Genomic DNA, 18425 nt, shown 5'->3' on the forward strand with positions numbered 1-18425 from the left:
AGTGAGGGTCACCTAACTAACCTCGCTAGGAGACCTCAGTGGCCGTTATTCCGTTCTCCCAGGCTCTCCGTGAGCGCACGTGGTCAAGCCACAGCGATAGCGAGGGTGCAGATTTTATGAAAGATCTGATGACGGGCAAGGGCAGCCGCGATGACTACATCGCTCTCGTCGCTCAGCACTACTTCATTTACGAAGCCATCGAGGCCGCAGCGGCCCACTTTGCCGCGAACCCCGTGGCCGCACCATTCATCACCTCGCAACTCACTCGCTTGCCTGCGATCGAAGCCGACCTAGAGTTTCTGATCGGTGCCGACTGGCGCGAGCAAATCACTCCCCTGCCGACCGCTGCCGCCTATGCAACACGCGTCCGCGAGATTGCCGCCCAAGACTGGGCTGGCGGGTTCATCGCCCACCACTACACCCGCTACCTCGGCGACCTTTCTGGTGGCCAAGTCATTCGCACCCTGATGCAGCGCCAGTTTGGTTTCGAAACCAATGGTGTCGGCTTCTACCTGTTTGACCAGATCGCAAAGCCAAAAGAGTTCAAGAACACCTATCGCGACCAACTCGACGCTGTTGAGTGGGATGACGCCGAACGCGACCGCGTCATCGGCGAAGTTCTTGCCGCGTACAAGTTCAACACTGACCTGTTCGTCGACCTGTCCCGGGCAAAGGCTGCCGCCTAGCTAACCCGCTTCAACTTGGGCCCGTAACGAGTCGAGCGTTTCCAGAATTGATACCGACACATCGAGTGGATGCTCGGGGGCCTCGGTTCGCCCATCCGCAATGTGTTGAGCGATCGCCGTCGTCTGGAAGGCGAGTCCTTCGCGACCACGCAATCCTGTTCCGTCCGTGAACTCGGTGCGCTCATCCCCGCTTACCCAAGCAAACCCGTTGGGGGCATAGAACGGTGTGCGAACCTCGATGCGGGCAAAAGTGCCACAAATGCGGGCCTCCGTCGGGGTGTCGGCGAGCATGGTCGTGTGCAGCACGGCTTGGGCCCCGGTGGCGTGGTTGAGAATCATTGCAGCCTGCCCATCGACGCCGCTGGCGAGCATCCGTCCCGCTGCGATCAACGAGGTGGGTGCGCCGAGCGCAAAGCGCGAGAACCACACTGGATAGATGCCGATGTCGCGCAACGATCCGCCGCCCAGTGCGGAGTCGAATACCGGCTGCCCCTGAGGTTCACCAAAGTTGGCACCGAAGTCGGCAGTGACGAGTGTCACGTCACCGAGGTCGCCATCGCCGAGCATCCGGGAAATGATTGTCGTCTGAGGCAGGAACCGAGTCCACATTGCCTCCATCGCGAAAACTCCAGCAGCGCGGGCCGCGTCCACAATCACCTGAGCGTCGGCAGCATCGATGCCGAGCGGCTTCTCGATGAGCGCGTGCTTCCCCGCGGCAATTGCCAGCAGCGCCAGGGGGCGGTGAAAAGTATTCGGCGCCGCGATGTAGACGATATCTACCTCGGGGTCGGCGACCAGTTGCTCGTAGCTGCCATAGCTGCGCTCAATGCCATTCTGTTGCGCAAACTCTGCCGCACGCTCAGCTGAACGAGAGGCAACCGCGACAACCCGTTGATCGGTATTGGCGTGCATCGCGGCCACCCAGTCGGTAGCGATCCCACCGGGAGCGAGCACTCCCCATCGCAGCGTTGGCCCACCTCGAAGCGGTGTTGCCGTCGGAGTTGGCAGAATCACGACAGTTCCCTTCCTAAAAAGATCGAATCGGCTCCACGGGCGAGCTCGACAAAGCCGAGGTGCCGGTAAAAAGCGATCGCGTTGTGATTGTCTTCGCCGACCTCCAAGTGGATGCCGGGCACGCCGCGAGCGCGAAGTGCAGCGAAGAGTGTCTCAAGCATGATCCGCCCGAACCCGTGCCCTTGTGCTCGAGGCAGTAGATCGATGTGAAGGTGTGCGGGATGACCCGCAATCACGCTATCTGGCGCATGCTGCGGTGAGTGCAGGTTAGCGATCAGTCCATCATCGAGGGTCGATCCCGTGACCAGAGGATACTGCGAGCGCAGCGCTGGCCACCATTCCTTCTCCTGCCAAGCCTCAAATTCACGGGTGTCCGCAGCGCCGAGTACATAGCCAGCGATCCCCTTGTCATCGGCAATGACAAAAGCAAACTCTGGTTGCCCGACGAGATATGGCCCCACATAAACGTGGCCAAGGAGATCGGGATTGTCGTAGAGAGCGCTCCCATCAGCACCGGCATCCGCTGTCAATAAGCACACTCGGTAGGTGCCGGGAAAGTCCTGCAGACCTGCTAACCGGATGTCGCTCATGGCTTCACCATATAACGTGCGTCAACTGGTCTAGGTTTCGCGTCACACGTTGGCCACGGAGTGGTCTAGACGGGGCACAAGAAACTGGCTGTTGATGGGCACTAACCCCGAAAATTAGAGGATATACCCCCAAAATTTCATTGGCAGAATTCGAAAATTGGTCTAATGTGCCCTTTACCGGGGATAACCAAATGGACTCTAATGTGAGGGTGACCGTAGTTATGGAATCAACCCGAAACACACTCAGGGCGCGCCTGCGAGAGTTGGTCGCGTCGACCGAGGTTGGCAAGAGCCTGCCCAGCGAACGCGACCTCAGCGCACAGTGGGGTGTCGCCAGAATGACCATTCGTCGAGCAGTGGATGCCCTCGTCGCTGAAGGACTCGTTGAGCGTCGGCACGGCTCCGGAACCTACGTGACCCCCCAGCCTTTCGTTCGCCTCCTCGGACTCACCTCGTTCTCTCAAGACATGCGCGACCGCGGCCTTGAGCCAAGCGCGCGGCTGTTGGCCTACCGCGTGGCCGAAGCAGACACGGCAATCGCCGCTCAACTACAGATCGCCCCCGGTGACCCCGTCGTTAGTTTTACCCGCCTGCGGCTGGGCAGTGGCGAGCCGATGGGTGTTGAAACTGTGTGGATTCCCCAAGCCTTCGTTCCCGGGATCAACGGTGGCGAACTCGGAGGATCTCTCTACGAGCTTCTCAGCACCCGCTACCGCATCATCCCCGGCGCCGCGAACGTGTCTATTGAGCCGGTACTCCCCGACCAACGCGTGCGCGAGTTACTCACCATTCCCGCAGATCAAGCCTGTCTGCGCATCCGCATGGTCGATTCTGATTCGCGCGGCACGATCATCATGATCGCCAACTGTTTCTACCGCGGTGACAAATATCAACTCACCGCTCAAGTGTCTGGCGCAGCATTCACTCCCGAACAAGCAAGGAATAGTTAATGCTCAGTGTTCTCGGTGTTGATGGCGGCCAGTCCGGCATCCGTCTCAAAAGCTCGGCCCAACCAGGAACCGTCGAGGTCGATGGTGTTAGCCGACTTGAGGGTGACACTGTTCGAGCAGTACACAATGCGATTGCCAGCGCCTGGAAACATGGTCGGTTCGCGCCAGTTGACCGCGTTGTTCTTGGCCTGACAACGTCCCCCCCTGACTCTGCCTCCGCAGCACGCCTGGGCTCCCTCATTGGAGCAACAACCGGGGCGCGCGAAGTGTGGATCGCCGACGACACCGTCACCTCCCACGCCGGAGCGCTCTCGGCCGAAGCCGGAGTCTCACTAATTACCGGCACCGGTGTCGGATGTCTCGCCCTGAAGAACAGCGGCGAATCTCGAGTTATCGATGGCCACGGCTACCTCCTCGGTGACGCGGGTGGCGGATTCTGGGTCGGCAGCCGCGGAGTAGCCGCTGTGCTCAAACAACTCGATGGCCGCGGCGAAACCACGCTGCTCACCGAACGAGCCGAAAGCCAGTTTGCGGGCCTCAAGAACCTTGCCGCCCGCCTTCACAGCGTGCACCGCCCAGTGAACCGCATTTCGCAGTTCGCTCGCGACGTGCTCACTGCTGCCGTCGAAGGAGATGCCGTAGCAAACGTAATCGTCAACGATGCCGCGCGAGAACTCTTCGAAACCGCTCGCGTTGGCCTCCACTGGGTCGGTCAAGACGCCCCACTCGCGCTAGGCGGCAAACTACTCGGCCCCAACACGGTGCTATTCGCCAGACTCGTGGAACTGCTCGCAGCGGAAGGGCTCTCTTTTCAGCCCGCTGATGCCTCATCCCTCGACGGAGCACTTCTTCTCGGCGCCGGCGAATCCGACAACATCTATCGAGAACTCATTCACGTGTGGAAAGAAGAGTCAGCATCATGACGCCACCCGCACTCAACGTCGAGTCCCCCGCTTCGCGCTACGTCACACACGCGATCGAACTCCTCGAACGGCTGCGCACCGACGAAGCCGAAAACATTGTTGCGGCATCCAGACTGATTGCCGACGCATTGATTGCCAAACGGATCGTTCATGTATTTGGCACGGGGCACTCCCACATGCTCGCCGAAGAACTCTTCTACCGGGCTGGCGGTCTCGTCAACGTGCACCCGATTCTCTTCGAGGGCCTCATGTTGCACGCGAGTGCACCGCTCAGCACCTCGCTTGAGCGCCTGCCCGGTCTTGCCGATGCTCTGCTGCTTGACCACCCACTTTCGCCAGGCGATGTGCTGATCGTTGCCTCGAATTCGGGAAGCAACGCGGTCACCTCCGAGCTCGCTCAGCGTGCGCTCGATCAAGGCATTCCCGTGATTGCACTGACGAGCCTCAACCACGCGACCTCGCCTGCCGCGCGGCCAACGCTATTACCCAAGCTTCATGAACTGGCAACGGTCGTGATCGACAACGGCGGCTCTGTTGGTGACGCCGCCGTCGACATCACCGGAATCGACAAGCGAGTTTCGGCAACCTCCACCGTCGTTGGTGCAGCGATTCTCAACGCGGTCATGGCAGAAGCCATTCAACTAACCGTTGACGAGGGAGTCATTCCCGACATTTATGAGAGCAGCAACACGAGCACCGGTGATGCTGGCAATCACAAGTTCACCACCAAAGTGACTGCGGTATGACAAGCGCCGATCGCACCACCCATCCTGGATCGCCCTTCGCGATCCGAGGCGTGATTGAAGGGTTCTACGGGCCGCCCTGGAGTCACGAGCAACGACTCGACCTCATCAGTTTTCTCGCCAAGCGCGGAATGAACACCTTCGTCTACTCGCCAAAAGATGACCCCCTCGTTCGCCACGAATGGCGCACACCCTATGTCGGCGCGGAGCTCACCCGCCTTGCCGAACTCATCGACCACTGTGCCGCGCTAAATATGACGTTCCTGTACTGCCTCTCCCCCGGCCTCACCATCAAATACTCCAGCAGCACCGATCACGAGATGCTCTTGGCCAAGTTCGACGCCGTGCGCGAATTGGGCGTCACCAGTTTTGGGTTGCTGCTCGACGACATCCCCACCCGGCTACAGCATCCCGAGGATAAGGCTGCATTCGCTGATCTTGTTGACGCACAACAGTCGCTGATCGGCACCGTGTTCTCGCAATTCAGTAGCGACACTCACCTCACTGTCTGCCCGACTCAGTACTGGGGCTATGGAACCGAGGAATACATCACCCGCCTCGGCACCGGGATTGATCCCCGAATTGACCTGTTCTGGACGGGGCGTGCGATTTGCTCCGCGACCCTTGATCTCACTGACGCCGCCGCGTTCGCACGATCGACCGGCCGCCCGCCGACCTACTGGGATAACTACCCCGTGAACGATGTTGCGATGGGCCACGAACTTCACATCGGCCCCTACCAAGGCCGCGACCCCCAGCTGTACCGCTTCTCCACCGGCATCATTGCCAACGGTATGGAACTCTTCGAGTCATCCAAGATTCCGTTTGCCACCATTGCCGATTATCTGCGCGACCCGGAGGGATACGACCCCGAAGCTAGCTGGAAGCAAGCCATTCTGGATGTCGTTGGCCCAGTCAACGCAGCCGATTTCAGCCTCTTTGCTGACACGGTTCGTTCCTCGTGTCTCTCGCTCGACGATGCTCCGGATCTCGCAGAGGCTCTTGAGCGCTTCACGTTCGAGGTGGACTACGGCGATCGCGCCCGCGCCGCAACTGAGCTACTGCAGCGTGCGAACTTAATGGTGCAGGCCGCGGATCGTTTGCTCGACGGCCCGGTTAGTAATCCTGAACTTATCGCCGAGGTTCGCCCGTGGCTTGAGTCGTTCCGGGTGGGCTCGCTTGCCCTCGTTGAAGTGGCGACGCTTGCTGCTGATGATCGACTTGATTCTGACGGTCCCGCAGTTCTTCGCCCGTTCCTCGATAGGCTGCGAAGTGCACACCGTCGAGTGTTTGGCGATCTGATCGATATGACTTTGGCGGAGCTTGTCGCCGCCGGGGGCTCACCACCCGCATCACCTGCTAATGCATCACCCGTTACTGCATCACCTACAGCAAAGGACTGATCATGACTATTAGGCGAAAGACGATAACCGGCGCCGTGGCAGCGCTGAGCGCCACTGCTCTCATTCTCACTGGTTGTTCGGCCGGCGGCGGCAGCTCAGATGACAACGTCTTGCGCATCGCGATGGGGTCACCCGGCGAAGCGCAAATTCGCGTGTGGGATGACGTTGCGGCTCAGTTTGAGGCAGCAAACCCCGACGTTACGGTCGAGATGAATTACCAGGACGATGACCTGTATCAAACGATTGGCCTCCCCAATCTGTTGAACGGCCGCAATGCTCCCGATATCTACTTTGAGTGGGCGGGTGCTCGCCTTGAGCAGCGTGCCGCTGACGGCTTCGCCGCGGATCTTACTGAGGCAGTAACGACCGGGCCGATCGCCGGGCTTTTCGATGAAGACGTTTTCACCTCACTGACCGTCGATGACGCTGTAGTGATGGTTCCGCACGCTGCCGACGTCGCAAACGTGCTCTGGTATAACGAAGACATTTTTGCGGATGCCGGACTCACGCCTCCCACAACGTGGGATGAATTGCTGGCCACCTGTGACGCTCTGGATGCCGAGGGCATCATTCCCATCGCGTCGGGAAATAAGGATCTGTGGGCTGCCGGAAACTGGCTAGCCCACCTCACCTCGCGCGTTGTCGGCGAAGACGTCTACAGCTCGGCGCTTTCTGGAGAGACTGACTTCAACACTCCCGAGTGGGTAGAGGCTTTCGGCTACGTCAAGGAACTTGCCGACCACAACTGTGTCAACGAGAGCGCGAACGCTGTTGACGACAACGAGGGCGCACAACTCTTCTTCCAGGGCAAAGCGGCGATGCACGCTATCGGTTCGTGGCTCGTAAGCTGGGCAATCGATGAGGCCCCCGATCTCAACTTCGATTACGTGAACTTGCCAGCAATGCCGGGAGATGGCAACCAAGAGAGCGTCATTGGTGTTGTCACCGGCTATGTCGTCAATTCGAAGAGCAGCAAACAAGACCTAGCGGCAGAGTTCCTCGCTTTGCTCAACAACGATGAGAATGTTCAGGCCTTCATCGGTGCCGAGCTGACACCCATGGCCCTCTCGGCGTCATCGGGCGAAGACATTGACTCGCGCAGCGCCGGCCTCATCAACATGTTGGAGTCCGCTCCCGCTATCGTGCTCCCGCCAGATACTGGCTATGACCTCGAAACGGCAAACGCCCTCTATGCGGCACTTGCCGAAGTGCTTGGTGGTCAGAGCTCCCCTGAGGATGCCGTTGCCGGCATAGATCAGAAGATTGGCTAACGCATCCCCTTAGTTAGCCAACTTCGCTGATCGCCCGCCAACCCGAGAATGGGCGATCAGCATCCTTCCCGAGAGGCACCGAGTCCATGAAGCCCAACCGCAGGGTCACCCCGTACCTGTTCTTGGTGCCCGCCATGGCTGTCTTTGGTTTCGCGGTGCTCTTTCCTGTGGTGATGACGTTCGCCTACAGTTTCACGGAGTGGAACGGCTACGGCACGATGGTGTTCGTCGGTATCGATAACTACATCAAGGCCGCGAATGATTCTGTCTTTCGAGATTCTTTCGTGCACGTCCTGATTTACATTGCGGCAACAATCGTGCTCGAGGTCATCGTTGGGCTTGTGCTCGCTGGCCTGGTGAGCGTGAAGCGGCGGGGATCGCTGTGGTTCCGGGTCGCAATTTTTACTCCTGTCATGCTCCCTATGGTGGTTGTCGCCGTGTTGTGGGCTTTCGTATACAACAACGACTTTGGTCTGCTGAATGCGGCCCTCGTGAATTTCGGCCTCGATGACCTGCAACGCGTGTGGCTTGGGGACCCGGCAACGGCTCTCCTCGCTGTGAGCGTCGTCTCCGGCTGGGTATATGCCGGTTTCTATATGACGATCTTTTATGCCGCCTTCAACCAAGTGCCGACCGAAGTGATCGAGGCGGCACGCTTGGATGGTGCCGACGAGTGGCAACTCTTTCGTCGCATCAAGGTACCGATGATCCGCAACGCCATCACCGTGGCGCTTCTGTTGTGCATCACGGGTGGTTTTCAGGGCTTCGATCTTTTCTATGTCATGACGAATGGTGGCCCTTACGGTGCGACGGAGATCCCGACGACCTATCTAGTCAAGTCTGTATTCACTTTCGGGAATGTTGGCTACGGATCCGCAATGGCTGTCGTTCTTACCGCGGTCGTCGTGGCGCTAGGGCTCGTCTTTACGAGGGTCAACCGCGAGAAGCCTGAAAGGGTGAGCGCGTGAGCACCGACATCCGTGTGACTGAGGCACGGCAGGAGAACTCCAAGCGGGTCCGTGACTCCCGCTGGCCGAAGCCGCTGGGGCGCGTACCCGACCTGCTCTTCACCCTGTCGCTCATCGTTATCGCCGTTGTCTTCTTCTTTCCCATGCTTTGGATGGTGTTCTCTAGCTTCAAGTCGAACTCGGCTATTTTCTCCACCCCTTTTGCCCTCCCGACGGAGATTGACTTCGGCCGCTGGGTCGAGGCTTGGCAGATCGGCCACATCGGACAGTACGCGCTCAACAGTGCAATAGTCACGGGAGTATCAGTGCTCGGCATCCTGCTGTTTGGTGCTGCAGCGGCCTTCGCTTTTAGCCGCTATCGCTTCCGCGGTCGTAACCTTCTAATGGGGTTACTCGCACTCGGGTTGCTGTTACCGTTGCAGTCGTACTTCATCGCGCAGTCAACGATGTTCACCCAACTCGCCATCACCGACACCCGCTGGGCTCTCATCATCCCCTACACCGCCATGGGGCTCCCGCTCGCGGTCTACCTGCTCAAGGTCTATCTCGATGCGGTGCCCGACGAACTCTTTGAGGCTGCCCGCATCGATGGTGCCAGCGACCTTCGCGTCTTCGGATCAATCGCGTTGCCGCTGTTGCGTCCGGGACTCGCCACCGTTGCCATCTTTTCTGCGCTCGCCAGCTGGAACGAGTTCCTCCTCGCCCTGCTCTATATCCAGGACGATGCGCTCAAGACAATCCCCACCGGGTTGCTGGCATTCTCCAGCCGGTATGTAACCGACTACGGTTTGCTGTTTTCCGCACTCTCGATAGTGACGCTGCCAATGATCGTGATCTATATCGTCTTCAACAAGCAGATCGTCGAAGGCATCACGGCCGGAAGCGTCAAGTAGCCGTCGCCACCACCCGACGACAGCGGAGCATCCGCAGCGTTAGGCCTCGATAGCGGGAATGGGTTGGGTTCGTGACATGAAGCGCACAACGTTGTCGTCAACGATGATGTCACTCGGTCGCAGCGGTCGACTCAAATAGAGGCCTTCTAGACTGCTGATTCGACTCAGCGCCACGTAGGTTTGGCCCGGAGCAAACGAGCGCGATCCGAGGTCGACGATGGCGCTGTCATAGGTTTTGCCCTGTGATTTGTGAATCGTGACGGCCCACGCGAGTCGCAGCGGAAACTGGGTGAACTCGGCAACGACATCTTTGCGCAGCGCCTTCGTTCTCGCAGAGTACGAGTACTTAAACTTTTCCCAAATCGCCGGCTTCACTTCGTACTCGCGACCGTCAACCTCCACCCAGACCGTTGACGCAATCTTGGTCACTGTGCCAACGCTTCCGTTCACCCAACGCTGGGTTCCGCCCTCGTTGGTGTCGTTGCGCAAGAACATCACTTGAGCACCAACCTTGAGGTCGAGCGCGTCATCGGCGGGATAGGCACGTCCACCAAACTCGCCAGAGATCTCTGCTTTCGCCGTGAGAACTTTGCCGGGCAGGCGTGCAAGTTCTGTGGCATTAATCCGGGTGACCGCACTGTTTGTTGTCGCAAGCGTGATCGTTCCGTCGGTCGGAGCAGGCCGCGCACCGACCGTATTTAGTCGTTCAGCAATCTCTGCCGTCACGCCGTTATGGCGCACGGCGTTCAACATGTACTTGAATTCACCTTCGTGCTGGCGGTGGATGCTCGTCAGTTCGTAAATCGTCAGATCGGTCTGTTCCCACACGAGGGCATCGAAGAACCACATCGATCGGTAGCGATCTTCGAAGTAGGCTCGCTCATCCGGATCACCGGGAACCGGCGCTAGCTGATACGGATCCCCGAAAAGCACGACTTGCACGCCACCGAATGGTTCATTTTTGCGTTGGCGGGCCTGACGCAGGCTGCGGTCTATTGCGTCTAGCAGGTCTGCGTTGACCATCGAGACCTCATCGATCACGAGGGTTTCTATCGTGTTGAGTAGCTTGCGCAATTGAGGATTCTGCTCGAGCTCGTGATCGGCGATAACCCCAATGGGTAAGCGGAACAGCGAATGGATCGTCTGGCCACCAACATTGAGCGCCGCAACTCCGGTCGGCGCACAGATCACGATCTGCTTCGACGTGTTCTCTGAGAGATGATTGAGCAGGGTCGATTTCCCGGTGCCAGCGCGCCCCGTAACAAAGAGGTTTTCGCTCGTCGTTTCGATTGCAGCGAAAACGGCTGCTTGCTCTGGCGACAGGGTGATTTTTGACACGCAATCACCCTAATGCTGCTGGTGACGGCTCCCCACCTTCAGCAACACTTTGGTGGGGTCGGATATCTTTCTCCCGAGCCGTTTAGGATGTGTTAATGCGTCGCGAGCTTGTTACCTGGTCGATCGTTCTCGGGCTGATCATTACTGCCTTCGCGATCACCGTTGTCGTCCTGAATTCGACGATCTACAGTTCGCAGGGTTTCGTCCGCAGTTATCTCGGCGCTCTCGCTCGCCATGACATGACCGCGGCACTCGACATTGCTGACATCTACGTGCCTGAAGAGCATGGTGCGGCATCCGACGATGGTTCTGGGGCAACGCCCATTGATACGACCGGTGCTGGCTCTCTGTTGCTTGCTGGTTCGCACGATTTGCTGCGTCCTTCAGCGCTCAGCACTCTCGAAAACATCGAGATGGTTGACAGTAAGGCCAACGCCGACGGCACCCAGACGGTCACTTTCAGCTTTGAGTTAGACGGCCGAGCAGCAGAGTCGACTTTCACTGTGACCCGGGCGGGAACTAACTTTGGTGTCTTCGCCGAGTGGGACTTCGTTACCCCTCCGCTCACAATCGTTCGGCTCACGGTTCTGAATTCTCAAGAGTTCACCGCCAACGGCACCGACTTCGTTGCAGCATCACCGGATGCGCCGTCTCCCTACGTTGTGTTGACTCCGAGCAGTTTCGACATCACCCACACCTCGAAATTCCTCACGGCAGAATCGATCGTTGTTTCCGCCACGGAGCCGGGCAGCACCGTGCGGGCTCGACTGGATGTCGTGGCAAACAAGGCGATGATTGCGCAGGTTCAGCGCGAAGTCGATGGATATCTCGACGAGTGTGCGACTCAGGTGGTCTTGCTTCCGACCGGATGCCCATTCGGGCAGCCCATGTCCAACCGCATTGTGACCACACCGGAGTGGAGCATCGCCGAATATCCGCCCGTATCTCTCACGCCCGGATCGGAGCCGTCGAGCTGGTTGATGCCTCCCACGGATGCCGCAGCCCACTTGCGCGTCGATGTGCGCTCGATTTTTGATGGCTCCGTTTCGACCTTCGACCAAGACGTGAGCTTCAGTGCGAGCTATCTCGTGACGTTCTTGCCGGATGACAAGTTGCTGATCACGGCCCAGTACCCGAACTAGCGTCGGTTGGCCAGCATCTCGTTGTAGGCGTCGAGTTCGGCATCCCCGTCACGTGCGGCTTTGCGGTCATAGCGCACAGACGCTCGACCGTCGCTGCGTCTCCACATGATGGCCACCGCGATTGCCAGCGAGATTGTCGGGATCTCTCCGACGCTCCACGCAATGCCACCGCCGATGCGTTGGTCTTGGAGCGCACTAACGCCCGTATCCCACCCCATGGCCCCATACCAGTCAGCCAGCAGAAGCCCGGTTCCTGTCATCAGGCCAAGCCCGAAGAAGGCGTGGAAAGCCATAGTGGCCAACAGAATGAGAAGCCGAATGGGGTAGGCGGGGCGATGGGGCGATGGGTCTGTGCCGATAAGTGACTGCACGAATAGGTAACCAGATCCCAAGAAGTGGATGATCATCCACTCGTGACCCACGTGGTCTGTCGTTGCCCAGCGGAACAGCGGCGTGTAGTAAAAGACCCACAGTGAGACCACAAAAATGGCCGCTGCCACCACCGGATGCCCGATAACAGCCAGATATCGGGAGTGCACGATGAGCAGAATCCACTCGCGCGCGCCGCGACTGCCATCGGTGCGTTGAGCAATGGCACGCATCGCGAGGGTGATGGGAGCGCCGGGAACAAGAAGCACGGGGATCATCATGCCCAACGTCATGTGACCGAGCATGTGCATCGAGAAGAGGTAGCCCTCGTAGACGTTCACACCACCGTTGGTGATGTAAAACAGCAACGACATGCCCATGATCCAGAACACGGTGCGGTAGATCGGCCAACGGTCACCACGTTTGTGGAGTCGCCAGACGCCCGCGAGGTAGAAGAAGACCGCGAAGGCACAAATGAGCACCCAAATGAGGTCGAAGCTCCAGAGGCTGAAGAGGTTGCTTGCAGACACCGTCGGCGGCAACGGAGAGCCAGTGAGGTAGGCGGCGGGGGAGGAGTCGGGAAGATCCGACGCCTCGATCTCAGGAACCGGGGTGGGCGTCGCTGCTAGAGCGGCAGCCGCACCGGAGGCAAGTCCCATGAACGCCAGCTCGGCGGAGACAATCCACCAGAACCATCCGCGACTCTTGGTCTGACTCGATTCGAGTCGACCAATCGCATAGTTGCGATAGACGGCACCAAACAGGCCGAGCATGATCAGGGCGAAGACTTTGACAAGAACGAGGAGGCCGTAGGGCGTCAATAGGTTGCCGAGGTTCTCGACGCGGATCTCGGCGCTCACATAGCCGGAGACTGCCACGACGAGGAAACTGATGAGGGCAACCGTTGAATAGCGACGCAAGACAAGCGTCAGTCGATTCTTAGTGAGCTTCGATTGCGCAATGGCGATCGTGAGAAGGCCGCCAAGCCAGAGTGCAGCGAACACGAGGTGCAAGAAAATTGCACTCGTGGCGGCATCGTGGTCGGCTGTTCCGCCACTGTGGCCCTGAAGCGCCATGGGCACAAGCCCGGCAACTGCGAGCACCAACACGAAGGCAAGCACGGTCTGGTTGCGCGCCGCAAAGCACAACACTGTCACCGCAGCGCCTATCAGCACGGTTGCGAGCCAGGCTTGGCCTAACTCGGTTACGGTCAGAAAGCTCGCGAGAACGTCACCAAAGGCGCTTGTGAAGTCGATGGGTTGGTTGCGCACCGCCAGAAACGTGAAGAATCCCGTGAAAGCGGATGCCACGGCCCACAGAGCTGCGCCCGCTGCGGCAACGTCAAGAGTGAGCGTGAACTCATCGCGCTTCGGAGACATGGCAAAAATCGCGAGCATGAGCCCACCAATAGTGGCCGCAAGACCAAGATTGACGAAAAGCTTGGAGATCGGGAGTCCCCACCGAACGACGGCACCGGGATCGAGCAAGATTGGTGCCTCAGCTCCACCACCGAACCGGAGACCGACAACAACTGCGGCGAAGGCGACCAGCAGCAGCATGGCGGGCCCGGCAATCCGGCTGATTCTAAGCACTAGTCAAGAGTACTCGGCGCACAATGAGAGCCAGCCCACGATGCTGGGACGCTATCCAACAATTGCGGCGTTAACCAACAAGGGCGGCACCCCGAAGGATGCCGCCCTTGTTAAGTTTGCTACTTAGCCCTTGGCTGCTGCCTTGAGCTTGCTGCCTGCACTGAGCTTTACGCCGTGGCTGGCCTTGATCTGGATTGCTTCACCCGTTTGTGGGTTGCGGCCGGTACGAGCCTCGCGGAACGTCTGCTCTGCAGCCATCCAACCTGGGATCGAAACCTTAACTCCGTTGCCGACCGATTCGGACAGTACAGCGAAGAAAGCGTCAACGACGCCGGATACGGCAGCCTGGCTCTGGCCAGACTGTGCGGCAACCGCCGCTACGAATTCAGTACGGTTTAGCGACTTGTCAGCCATAGTGGTCCTCCTCGGGACGTTGTGCAGTTAGTTGTTCCCGAACGTTAGAAAACGTTGGAACCGCTTGGAATCTACCAGCTTGACTTGGTAATTCCGGGCAACTCGCCCCGGTGAGCCATTTCACGGAAGCGAACACGGGAAACACCGAACTGCTTGAGGTATCCACGGGGACGTCCATCAATGGCATCGCGACCGCGTACGCGGATCGGCGAAGCATCGCGAGGAAGCTTCTGAAGTCCGAGGCGTGCAGCCTCGCGTGACTCGTCAGTTCCTGCTGGGTCGACGAGAGCCTTCTTCAGCTCGAGACGACGGGTAGCGTAACGCGCAACGATGACCTTGCGCTGTTCGTTCTTTGCAATCTTGCTCTTCTTAGCCATGTTTAGCGCTCCTCGCGGAATTCAACGTGCTTGCGAACCACTGGGTCGTACTTCTTCAGTACGAGGCGGTCGGGGTTGTTGCGACGGTTCTTGCGCGTCACATAGGTGTAGCCCGTTCCAGCAGTTGAACGGAGCTTGATGATCGGACGTACGTCCTGTGCCTTAGCCATTAGATTTTCTCCCCACGTGCAAGGAGGTCCTTGACAACGGATTCGATGCCACGAGCGTCAATAACCTTGATGCCCTTGGCGGACAACTGAAGGGTTACTTTGCGGCGAAGCGACGGTACGTAGTACGTCTTCTTCTGGATGTTCGGGTCGAAACGACGCTTCGTGCGACGGTGCGAGTGCGAGATAGCGTGTCCGAAGCCGGGAATGGCGCCGGTCACTTGGCAGGTTGCTGCCATGGTCATACTCCTGTTCTAGTTACCGTAAGGACTAAGCCTTACCCAAGATCACTTGTCGGCACACACACTGCATTCTGCTCACAGCCGCGCTTTAGTAAAAAAGCACCGCTCTAATCAGGGTGGGATGTGTGTGCGAGAGTGGAAGAAACCACTCGATCAACGGTATATGTTACGTGCTAGAGCACGCTGGGCACAACCCGAAGACGTCCACGATGTGATGCGGCTGGGTAAAGCCATGCTCTGCGGCCACATTCTTAGCCCACTGTTCCACCGCATCCGCCTTGATTTCGACGGTTGTTCCGCACTCGCGACAAATGAGGTGGTGGTGGTGAGAGTCGGGCGTGCAGGCCCGAAAGAGGCTTTCGCCGTCTTGCTGAAGCGAGTCAGCATCACCGGCTCCGGCAAGGTCAGCGAGCGCACGGTAGACAGTGGCCAGGCCGATCGAGCTACCGGCATCGCGGAGCGCACCGTGTAGCGACTGAGCGCTCACAAAACCCTCTGACTCGGTCAGAGCATCCCGCACCGCTTCTCGCTGCCACGTATTGCGTTTCATGGTTGCCATTCTAACTTTTGCCTGCCCCGCCAAAAGCGAAAATCGGCGCTCTGGATGCCCGGCTCACGCTGCGCCCACGACCCCGCCGAGCCCCAATAACGCGACACACCAGGTAGATCACAAAAGAGATAGTCGTGATGTACGGACTGATCGGCAGCGAGCCGCCAATCGCCAACAAAACACCGCCGGTTGCAGAGACGAATCCGAAAATCATGCTGAGCACAGGAACCAGGCGCGGCGACGACGACACGCGCATTGCGGCTGCCGCCGGCGTCACGAGCAAAGCCATCACAAGCAACGCACCGATGATTTGCACCGCAACAGCAACCATCAGACCGAGCAGCACCATGAACCCCAGCGAGAGCATCCGCGAAGGAACGCCACGCGCTGCCGCAACTTCGGGGTCGAGGCTGTCGAAGGTGAGCGGGCGCCACACCACAAACAGTGCAGCCAAGACAACAACACTGATCCCAATGAGCAAGCCAAGTTGCGGGCCGTCAACCGTAATGATTTGGCCGGTGAGGAGGCCAAACTTGTTGGCGCTTCGTCCAGGGTAGAGCGCCAAGAACAGGATGCCAAGACCCATCCCGAACGGCATGAGCACACCAATAATGGAGTTTCGGTCGCGAGCCTTCGCCCCGAGCATCCCGATCAGAATCGCGGCAATCAGCGAGCCTGCAATCGACCCGGCAACAACATTGATCCCAAACAGTAGGGCAGCGGCTGCACCCGCGAACGAGAGTTCACTGATGCCGTGCACCGCAAACGCCATGTCACGCTGCATCACAAACACACCGATGAGCCCACCAGCAATACCAAGCACGGCCGCAGCGATCAGCGAAAACCGAACAAGGGAGAGTAGTTCTGAATAGTCAGTGAAGCCAGCAATCTGGCTCCAGAAATCGTCGAAGGTCATGCAACCTCCTCATCGTGGTGGTGATCGCCCTGAGGAATGCCAGCAACGACAACGCGACCACTAATGCGAACCACCTCCACGGGGGTGCCATAAAGCTCAGTCAAAACATCGCTGCGCAGCACCTCATCAGGGGTGCCGACCGTAAATTTGCCACCAGCCAAGTACAGGATCCGATCAACCATGCCCAGCACCGGATTCACATCGTGCGTGACAAAGATCACCGCAGTGTCATGATCACGACGACGAGCATCGATGAGCTCAGAAACTCCACGCTGATGCTGCAGATCAAGACTCAGCAGAGGTTCATCACACAACAACAACACCGGATCATCGGCGAGGGATTGCGCGACTCGCAAACGTTGCTGCTCTCCACCCGACAGCGAACCAATCGGTTGGCTCGCATAATCAGTGGCACCAACCGACGCGATCAGCTCATCGACTCGAGACCGCACACTGCGGGGGAGGGTCGGCACCCCAAAGCGGTGACCATTAACACCGAGTGTCACCAGGTCGCGACCGCGAAGGGGAGTACCCGGCGCCGCAAGTTTCTGCTGCGGAATGTACCCAATACAGCGATCACCACGGCGAGCCGGATGCCCGGCAACCGTTATCGTGCCGGCATCAAGTTTTTGCTGCCCCAGAATTGCCTTTAGCAGGCTCGACTTTCCCGAACCGTTTGACCCAAGCACCGCCACAAACTCGCCAGGCGCAACGTCCAGATTGAGTCCTGACCACAGCGTGCGGTCGCCGAAGCCGAGTGCACCACCACGGATGCTGAGAACGGGCGCCGCTGTCATTTTGGCACGGGGGTTGCGGAGATTAGCGGAGTCATTCGGCAAGTGCTGCTGCGAGCGCATCGAGGTTTGACGACATCCATTCGACATAGTTTGAGCCTTCTGGCAGCGTCTCGGTAAACGACACCACCGGGAGTCCAGCCTCAACGGCAGACAATTGCACGCGTTCGGTTTCGGGGCTGGCTGTTTGTTCGTTGTAGGCCAGCAGGGCGACGTCGCCTGATTCGAGGAGAGCAAGCACATCGCGCAACGCGGTTGGTGGAACGTCTGTGCCTTCTTCGATCGCTTCAGTGAATTCCGTTGGGGTGTCATTGTGAAGCCCGGCCGCCTCGAGCAGGTACACCGCTACCGGTTCCGTGACGACGACGCTGCGGTCAGCGGCCAACGCTGCGATTTGTTCTGTCTGCGTTTCGAGACTGGCAAGCTCGGCGAGGAAGGCCGCGAGGTTGGTGTCGAATTGATCGCTGGAGGCCGGGTCGATCGCGGTCAATTCCTCGGTGATGTGCTCGGCGATGTGCTCCATCGCGTGGAAGCTGTACCAGACGTGTTCGTTGAAACCCTCGATGTGGTCGTGGCCGTCATCGGTGGAGTGGTCTTTCGATTCGTCGTGTTCTGGATCATCTTCGAGGAGTCCAGAAGCATCAACGGCGGTGACCAGAATTGCGGATGCCCCGGCAGCTTCGTACAGCGCTTCAGCGAATGGGTCGTAGCCACCACCGTTGAGTACGACGAGTTCCGCACGAGACACTGCGAGCTGGTCACGGGCTGAGGCTTCGTAACTGTGCGGATCTTGCGCTACGCCGTCGACCAAGCTTGTGACAGACACGGCGTCGCCGCCGAGCGTAGCGACGAGGTTGCCGTAAACACTGGTTGACGCCACAACGGCGATCAATCCATCGTCGGCGACGGGGGTGGTTGATGAGCAAGCGGAGAGAGTGAGAGCGGAGACCGCCAGCACGGCACTTGCGGTGAGGGTGAGCGATCGAGGAGAGGTCAAGCGAGACATCTGAGTGTCCTTCTAAAGCCGAAGCTAGTAGCGGTAATGAGATTCGTTATCAATAGCATATACGCCACGGTCTGCCA

Annotated in this window: 21 protein-coding genes; 9 read left to right on the forward strand and 12 right to left on the reverse strand. The window is 58.8% G+C overall.

Annotated elements, in window-relative coordinates; genetic code table 11:
• Positions 1-38 precede the first annotated feature (38 nt).
• Positions 39-686, forward strand: a complete 648-nt coding sequence (locus AC1ENN_RS13980; RefSeq protein ID WP_480406311.1) for a biliverdin-producing heme oxygenase — start codon at positions 39-41, stop codon at positions 684-686.
• Here AC1ENN_RS13980 and AC1ENN_RS13985 read toward each other — a convergent pair whose 3' ends face one another.
• Together AC1ENN_RS13985 and AC1ENN_RS13990 are read right to left on the reverse strand one after the other, a co-directional pair.
• Positions 687-1700 carry a Gfo/Idh/MocA family protein gene (locus AC1ENN_RS13985; RefSeq protein ID WP_480406312.1) on the reverse strand — a complete coding sequence of 338 codons (1014 nt, stop codon included), beginning with the start codon at positions 1698-1700 and terminating at the stop codon, positions 687-689.
• Positions 1697-2290: a GNAT family N-acetyltransferase gene (locus tag AC1ENN_RS13990; protein ID WP_449647821.1), complete on the reverse strand. Its 594-nt coding sequence runs from the start codon at positions 2288-2290 to the stop codon at positions 1697-1699. Before AC1ENN_RS13990 ends, AC1ENN_RS13985 begins: the two co-directional genes overlap by 4 nt.
• Before the next feature lie 191 nt (positions 2291-2481).
• On the opposite strand from AC1ENN_RS13990, the gene AC1ENN_RS13995 reads away from it, so the two are divergent.
• The 7 genes from AC1ENN_RS13995 to AC1ENN_RS14025 all read left to right on the forward strand — a co-directional run bounded on the left by AC1ENN_RS13995 (position 2482) and on the right by AC1ENN_RS14025 (position 9441).
• A complete protein-coding gene (locus AC1ENN_RS13995) occupies positions 2482-3240 on the forward strand; it encodes a GntR family transcriptional regulator (RefSeq protein ID WP_480406313.1) in 759 nt (252 codons plus the stop codon).
• The gene (locus AC1ENN_RS14000; protein ID WP_449647823.1) at positions 3240-4163 is read left to right on the forward strand and encodes an N-acetylglucosamine kinase; all 924 of its coding nucleotides are present in this window, start codon (positions 3240-3242) and stop codon (positions 4161-4163) included. The genes AC1ENN_RS13995 and AC1ENN_RS14000 overlap by 1 nt, the downstream gene beginning before the upstream one ends.
• The gene (locus AC1ENN_RS14005; protein WP_480391484.1) at positions 4160-4909 is read left to right on the forward strand and encodes an SIS domain-containing protein; all 750 of its coding nucleotides are present in this window, start codon (positions 4160-4162) and stop codon (positions 4907-4909) included. Before AC1ENN_RS14000 ends, AC1ENN_RS14005 begins: the two co-directional genes overlap by 4 nt.
• A complete protein-coding gene (locus tag AC1ENN_RS14010) occupies positions 4906-6309 on the forward strand; it encodes a protein O-GlcNAcase (protein ID WP_480391485.1) in 1404 nt (467 codons plus the stop codon). The genes AC1ENN_RS14005 and AC1ENN_RS14010 overlap by 4 nt, the downstream gene beginning before the upstream one ends.
• A gap of 2 nt (positions 6310-6311) precedes the next feature.
• The gene (locus AC1ENN_RS14015) at positions 6312-7580 is read left to right on the forward strand and encodes an ABC transporter substrate-binding protein (protein WP_480406314.1); all 1269 of its coding nucleotides are present in this window, start codon (positions 6312-6314) and stop codon (positions 7578-7580) included.
• Between the two features lie 86 nt (positions 7581-7666).
• Entirely contained in the window at positions 7667-8548 is an 882-nt protein-coding gene (locus tag AC1ENN_RS14020) for a carbohydrate ABC transporter permease (RefSeq protein ID WP_449647827.1), read from the forward strand.
• Positions 8545-9441: a carbohydrate ABC transporter permease gene (locus AC1ENN_RS14025; RefSeq protein WP_480391487.1), complete on the forward strand. Its 897-nt coding sequence runs from the start codon at positions 8545-8547 to the stop codon at positions 9439-9441. Before AC1ENN_RS14020 ends, AC1ENN_RS14025 begins: the two co-directional genes overlap by 4 nt.
• A 39-nt stretch (positions 9442-9480) precedes the next feature.
• Here AC1ENN_RS14025 and AC1ENN_RS14030 read toward each other — a convergent pair whose 3' ends face one another.
• Positions 9481-10779 (reverse strand): ATP-dependent DNA helicase, encoded by a 1299-nt coding sequence (locus tag AC1ENN_RS14030; RefSeq protein ID WP_449647829.1) that lies wholly within the window; start codon positions 10777-10779, stop codon positions 9481-9483.
• Positions 10780-10874: 95 nt separating this feature from the next.
• Here AC1ENN_RS14030 and AC1ENN_RS14035 point away from each other — a divergent pair, with 95 nt between their 5' ends.
• Positions 10875-11921: a hypothetical protein gene (locus AC1ENN_RS14035; RefSeq protein WP_449647830.1), complete on the forward strand. Its 1047-nt coding sequence runs from the start codon at positions 10875-10877 to the stop codon at positions 11919-11921.
• Here AC1ENN_RS14035 and AC1ENN_RS14040 read toward each other — a convergent pair.
• From AC1ENN_RS14040 to AC1ENN_RS14080, 9 genes are all read right to left on the reverse strand, one after another.
• Positions 11918-13849 carry a bifunctional copper resistance protein CopD/cytochrome c oxidase assembly protein gene (locus AC1ENN_RS14040; RefSeq protein ID WP_480406958.1) on the reverse strand — a complete coding sequence of 644 codons (1932 nt, stop codon included), beginning with the start codon at positions 13847-13849 and terminating at the stop codon, positions 11918-11920. The two genes, AC1ENN_RS14035 and AC1ENN_RS14040, sit on opposite strands and share 4 nt — an antisense overlap.
• Before the next feature lie 156 nt (positions 13850-14005).
• On the reverse strand, positions 14006-14296 hold the full coding sequence (locus AC1ENN_RS14045; RefSeq protein WP_449647831.1) for an HU family DNA-binding protein: 291 nt from the start codon (positions 14294-14296) through the stop codon (positions 14006-14008).
• A gap of 71 nt (positions 14297-14367) precedes the next feature.
• Positions 14368-14673, reverse strand: coding sequence for a 30S ribosomal protein S14 (gene rpsN, locus AC1ENN_RS14050; protein WP_449647832.1), 306 nt, complete (start codon positions 14671-14673; stop codon positions 14368-14370).
• 2 nt (positions 14674-14675) lie between these two features.
• Complete coding sequence (gene rpmG / locus AC1ENN_RS14055) at positions 14676-14843, reverse strand: 50S ribosomal protein L33 (protein WP_009773536.1); 168 nt, start codon at positions 14841-14843, stop codon at positions 14676-14678.
• On the reverse strand, positions 14843-15079 hold the full coding sequence (gene rpmB, locus AC1ENN_RS14060; protein ID WP_010204490.1) for a 50S ribosomal protein L28: 237 nt from the start codon (positions 15077-15079) through the stop codon (positions 14843-14845). Before rpmB ends, rpmG begins: the two co-directional genes overlap by 1 nt.
• 169 nt (positions 15080-15248) lie before the next feature.
• The gene (locus AC1ENN_RS14065) at positions 15249-15632 is read right to left on the reverse strand and encodes a Fur family transcriptional regulator (RefSeq protein ID WP_449647833.1); all 384 of its coding nucleotides are present in this window, start codon (positions 15630-15632) and stop codon (positions 15249-15251) included.
• 10 nt (positions 15633-15642) lie between these two features.
• The gene (locus AC1ENN_RS14070) at positions 15643-16548 is read right to left on the reverse strand and encodes a metal ABC transporter permease (protein ID WP_449647834.1); all 906 of its coding nucleotides are present in this window, start codon (positions 16546-16548) and stop codon (positions 15643-15645) included.
• Positions 16545-17345, reverse strand: coding sequence for a metal ABC transporter ATP-binding protein (locus AC1ENN_RS14075; RefSeq protein WP_449647835.1), 801 nt, complete (start codon positions 17343-17345; stop codon positions 16545-16547). The genes AC1ENN_RS14070 and AC1ENN_RS14075 overlap by 4 nt, the downstream gene beginning before the upstream one ends.
• Before the next feature lie 31 nt (positions 17346-17376).
• Positions 17377-18348: a metal ABC transporter solute-binding protein, Zn/Mn family gene (locus tag AC1ENN_RS14080; RefSeq protein ID WP_449647836.1), complete on the reverse strand. Its 972-nt coding sequence runs from the start codon at positions 18346-18348 to the stop codon at positions 17377-17379.
• Positions 18349-18425 lie beyond the last annotated feature (77 nt).

It is taken from the genome of Rhodoglobus sp. G.S.23, from assembly GCF_056675935.1.